The sequence below is a fragment of the Streptomyces sp. NPDC054840 genome (assembly GCF_053611065.1).
In genome coordinates, this window is the sequence record NZ_JBSGZP010000603.1 from 1 (window position 1) to 4,586 (window position 4,586).

The 4,586-nt window shown below is 70.0% G+C and carries 5 protein-coding genes; 3 read left to right on the forward strand and 2 right to left on the reverse strand.

Annotated elements, in window-relative coordinates; all coding sequences use genetic code 11:
• The coding region (locus tag ACWGIU_RS30490; protein WP_453711196.1) for a GH85 family endohexosaminidase C-terminal domain-containing protein at positions 1 to 334 on the forward strand (334 nt) is incomplete at its 5' end.
• Between the two features lie 17 nt (positions 335 to 351).
• Here ACWGIU_RS30490 and ACWGIU_RS30495 read toward each other — a convergent pair.
• Both ACWGIU_RS30495 and ACWGIU_RS30500 read right to left on the reverse strand, forming a co-directional pair.
• Positions 352 to 1,764, reverse strand: a complete 1,413-nt coding sequence (locus ACWGIU_RS30495; protein ID WP_453711197.1) for an ATP-binding protein — start codon at positions 1,762 to 1,764, stop codon at positions 352 to 354.
• Between the two features lie 12 nt (positions 1,765 to 1,776).
• Positions 1,777 to 2,493 carry a response regulator transcription factor gene (locus tag ACWGIU_RS30500; RefSeq protein ID WP_453711199.1) on the reverse strand — a complete coding sequence of 239 codons (717 nt, stop codon included), beginning with the start codon at positions 2,491 to 2,493 and terminating at the stop codon, positions 1,777 to 1,779.
• A gap of 299 nt (positions 2,494 to 2,792) precedes the next feature.
• Here ACWGIU_RS30500 and ACWGIU_RS30505 point away from each other — a divergent pair, with 299 nt between their 5' ends.
• A complete protein-coding gene (locus ACWGIU_RS30505; RefSeq protein ID WP_453711201.1) occupies positions 2,793 to 3,578 on the forward strand; it encodes an amino acid ABC transporter ATP-binding protein in 786 nt (261 codons plus the stop codon).
• A gap of 117 nt (positions 3,579 to 3,695) precedes the next feature.
• Complete coding sequence (locus tag ACWGIU_RS30510) at positions 3,696 to 4,547, forward strand: glutamate ABC transporter substrate-binding protein (protein WP_453711203.1); 852 nt, start codon at positions 3,696 to 3,698, stop codon at positions 4,545 to 4,547.
• The last annotated feature ends 39 nt before the right edge of the window (positions 4,548 to 4,586 follow it).

Genomic DNA, 4,586 nt, shown 5'->3' on the forward strand with positions numbered 1-4,586 from the left:
GGCCGGCGCCCTCTCGGTGCACGACGAGACCTGCACCCGGCGCCCGGCCCCGCCCACGGCACCGGCCGTGGGCGCCTCGGCCCGCGAGGACGGCCGGGCCTGGCTGCGCCTGTCCTGGCGGGCGGCGGCCGGTCCCGGGCGGCCGCGCCACTACGAGGTGTGGCGGGTCCTCCCGGACGGGACCCGGCGCTTCCTCGGGGGCACCTGCGCCACCGCCCTGTACCTGCCCGCCGTCCCGCGCGCCAGGCGGGAGCGGGCGGCGGCCTTCGAGGTCCGGGCCGTCGACGAGCTGTACGCGGTGTCGGAGGCGGCCCGCACCACGCTCGTCTGGTAGCCGGAACCCAGTGAGGCTCAGGCGCCCCGGGGGTCGGTGCGCGGGACGGCCACCGTCACCCGCAGCCCGTGCGGCGGGTTCTTCGCGTAGGAGAGGGACCCGCCGCACGGGACGAGCAGGGCCCGGGAGATCGACAGACCGAGCCCGGAGCCCTTGATGTTCTGGTGGCGGCCGCTGCGCCAGAACCGGTCGCCGACGCGGAGCAGCTCGTCCTCGGTGAGGCCGGGGCCGCGGTCGGCGACGACCACGCGGACGGAACGCCCCTCGGAGGAGACGGACACTTCGACGTCCTCGCCCGTGGGGGTGAATTTCAAGGCGTTGTCGATGACGGCGTCGAGAGCGCTGGACAGGGCGATGGGGTCGGCCCAGCCGGTGATGGCCGTCCGGCCCGTCTCGGTGATCCGTACACCCTTCTCCTCGGCGTACGGCCGCCACGCGGCGACCCGCTCGGCGGTCAGGGCCCCGATGTCGGTGAGGCCGATCTCGGCGGAGGCGTGCTCGGCCAGCGCCAGGTCCAGCAGGTCGTCCAGGACCTGGGTCAGGCGCTTGCCCTCGGTGCGCACGGAGGCGATCTCCTCGTTGCCCTCGGGCAGTTCGAGGGCGAGCAGCTCGATCCGCAGGAGCAGCGCCGCGAGCGGATTGCGCAGCTGGTGGGAGGCGTCGGCGACGAACGCCCGCTGCTGTTCCAGGACCTCTTCGACGTTGTCGGCCATCTCGTTGAACGAGTGCGCCAGGCGTTGGAGTTCCGGGGGCCCGCCGGCGGCCGCGACGCGCGAGTTCATCCGTCCGGTGGCGATGCCGTGGGCGGCCGCGTCCAGGGTTTGCACGGGCTTGAGCACCCAGCTGGTGAGCCTGAGGGCGGCGCCGAAGGCGACCAGCATGGCGGCGGCGAGCCCGCCCGCGATCAGCAGCCAGCCCTTCAGGATCCGGGCGCGCATCTGGTCGGTCGGTGATTCGGTGGCGACGACCGCGACCACGTCGCCGTCGAGGACGACCGGGGAGACGACGAGCAGTTTGCCGTCGGTCTGCCAGGGCCACACCTGAGGCGGATCGTGGCTGCGCCGGCCGGCCAGCGCCTCCACCAGGGCCCGGCGTCCCTCGCCGGACTGCGGGAGGGTCCACCAGCTCGGGGACCGGACGAGGGCGTTGTCGTCGCGGAAGAAGATGCCGGCGCGGATTCCGTACAGGGTCTGGTAGCGGGCGAGTTCGAGCCCGAGGATCTCGCGGCGTTCGGCGGCGCCGGTGGATCCCGAGCCCTCCGCGTCGATGAAGAACTGCGCGAGGGCGGCGAAGCGGGCGCTGTCGTCGATCCGGTCGACCACCACGCGCTGCTGCTGCCCGGCGGCCAGGCTCACCGCGAGCGGGAAGCCGAGGGCGAGGAGCGTGCCCGCCATCAGGATGACGAGCAGCGGGAGCAGACGGGCACGCACGGCAGGGGGCCCCTAGGGGGCGGCCGGGGCGACGAGCCGGTAGCCCACCCCTCGGACGGTCTCGATGAGGGCGGGCATGCGCAGCTTGGAGCGCAGCGAGGCGACGTGGACCTCCAGGGTGCGCCCGGTCCCCTCCCAGCTGGTGCGCCACACCTCACTGATGATCTGCTCGCGGCGGAAGACGACGCCGGGCCGCTGTGCGAGCAGGGCCAGCAGGTCGAATTCCTTGCGGGTGAGGGGTACGTCGGCGCCGTCCACGCTGACCCGGCGGGTGGGCAGCTCGATGCTGACGGAGCCGAGGCGGACGGTGGCGGGCGTACCGGCGCTTAGGCCCGTGGCCTCCTCGGCCGCGCCGGTGCGCCGGGCGACGGCGTGGATACGGGCGAGGAGCTCGCCGGTGTCGTAGGGCTTGACCACGTAGTCGTCGGCGCCCATGTTCAGGCCGTGAATGCGGGAGCGTACGTCGGCCCGCGCCGTCACCATGATCACGGGCGTGGCGGTGCGCTTGCGGATCTTGCCGCACACCTCGTAGCCGTCCTGGTCGGGCAGACCGAGGTCGAGCAGGATCACGCCGTAGGGCTGGGGGCCGGCCGTTGCGCCGGCGGGCAGGAGCGCCTGCAGGGCCTCTTCACCGTTGCGGGCGTGGGTGACCTGGAAGCCGTGGCGGGCGAGGATCGCTGACAGGGCTGCCGCGACGTGGTCGTCGTCCTCGACGAGCAGCAGTCTCATGCCGTCCCCCTCTCCTCTTCTCCCACTCGGACTTCACCACGCATGGTCACACGTGGGGCCGCACGGAGGGCCACCATGCATCCACGCCGATGCGGAGTCCCACGTCAAGGGGGGCCCGCCCCGGCGCGCCTTCCGTTATGCACCCGGTACGCGGACATGATCGACCACGCGGGTGGCGCGCACGGAGCGTATCCGGAAGAGGCCGGATCGTTATCCTCAATTCTCCCTCAGATGTGATGACGTTGTGCGCGTCACGTCACTACTGTCCTCCCAACCGAGGAGGACGGAGCAAGAAGCCGATGAGCGGAGTATCAGTGACCAAGGACGTGCAGGACGCGGCCGGTGCCGCAGACGACCTGGTCGTACTGAGCAACGTCAACAAGCACTTCGGCGCGCTGCACGTGCTTCAGGACATCGATCTGAGCATTGCCCGCGGTGAGGTAGTCGTGGTGATCGGTCCCTCGGGATCGGGCAAGTCCACGCTGTGCCGGACGATCAACCGCCTGGAGACCATCGACTCGGGCACCATCACGCTCGACGGCAAGGAACTGCCCTCCGAGGGCAGGGAGCTGGCCCGGCTGCGCGCCGACGTCGGCATGGTCTTCCAGTCGTTCAACCTCTTCGCGCACAAGACGGTGCTGCAGAACGTCATGCTGGGCCAGCAGAAGGTCCGCAAGACCGACCAGGCGGCGGCTCGCGAGAAGGCGGTGGCCCTGCTGGAGCGGGTCGGCGTCGGAACGCAGGCCGACAAGTACCCGGCGCAGCTCTCCGGTGGTCAGCAGCAGCGTGTGGCCATCGCCCGGGCGCTGGCCATGGAGCCGAAGGTGATGCTCTTCGACGAGCCGACCTCGGCCCTGGACCCGGAGATGATCAACGAGGTGCTGGAGGTCATGCAGCAGCTCGCCCGCGAGGGGATGACCATGGTGGTCGTCACGCACGAGATGGGCTTCGCCCGCTCGGCGGCCAACCGGGTCGTCTTCATGGCCGACGGCAAGATCGTCGAAGAGGCCACCCCCGAGCAGTTCTTCAGCAACCCGCGCAGTGACCGCGCCAAGGACTTCCTGTCGAAGATCCTGCACCACTGAGGTTTGCTTCTGGTAGTCATCCGTATGCGGATCGCCGCCGGATCGTTCCTGTCGGCCGCGCGGGCGCCGTAAGCCTCGCTCGTCGTTCAACAACGTCTCATCCGAGGGAAGTTCACCATGAAGATCTCCAAGGCCGCTGCGGCCGCGGCCGTCGCCGTAGCCCTTGCCCTGACCGCGACCGCGTGTGGCGGCAGCAAGAAGGACGCCGCCAGTGACGGCGGCGCGTCCGGCGGTGCCAAGGACAAGATCGTCGTCGGCATCAAGTACGACCAGCCCGGTCTGGGCCTTAAGACCCCGGACGGCAAGTACACGGGCTTCGACGTCGACGTGGCGACCTACGTCGCCAAGGAGCTCGGCTACCAGCCCGACCAGATCGAGTTCAAGCAGGCCGTCAGCGCCGAGCGCGAGAACCTGATCGCGAACGGCGACGTGAAGTTCGTCGTCGCGACCTACTCGATCAACGACAAGCGCAAGGAGAAGGTCGACTTCGCCGGCCCGTACTTCCTCGCGCACCAGGACCTGCTGGTCCGTGCCGACGACACGAGCATCACCAAGGCCGAGGACCTGAACAAGAAGAAGCTCTGCTCGGTCACCGGCTCCACCTCGGCGCAGAACGTCAAGACCAAGCTGGCCCCCGAGGCCGACCTGCTGGAGCAGGGTGGCTACTCCGAGTGCCTGACCGGCCTGGAGAACAAGGCCGTCGACGCCCTGACCACGGACAACTCGATCCTGGCGGGCTACGCGGCGCAGGAGAAGAACAAGGGCAAGTTCAAGCTGGTCGGGCTGAGCCTGAGCAACGAGAACTACGGCATCGGTCTGAAGAAGGGCGACAAGGAGCTCCAGACCAAGATCAACGCCGCGCTCAAGAAGATGGTCGAGGACGGCAGCTGGCAGAAGGCCGTGGACCAGAACCTCGGCCCGGCCAACTTCAAGAGCGAGCCTGCCCCGCAGATCACCGAAGGCAGCTGATTCATCGGTGAGGAGCGCCGCCGCCCGCCTGCCGTGGGC

Coding starts and splice junctions, on each gene's coding strand:
- ACWGIU_RS30500 (WP_453711199.1), bottom strand. CDS start 2,493: ATGAGACTGCTGCTCGTCGAGGACGACGACCACGTCGCGGCAGCCCTG.
- ACWGIU_RS30505 (WP_453711201.1), top strand. CDS start 2,793: ATGAGCGGAGTATCAGTGACCAAGGACGTGCAGGACGCGGCCGGTGCC.
- ACWGIU_RS30510 (WP_453711203.1), top strand. CDS start 3,696: ATGAAGATCTCCAAGGCCGCTGCGGCCGCGGCCGTCGCCGTAGCCCTT.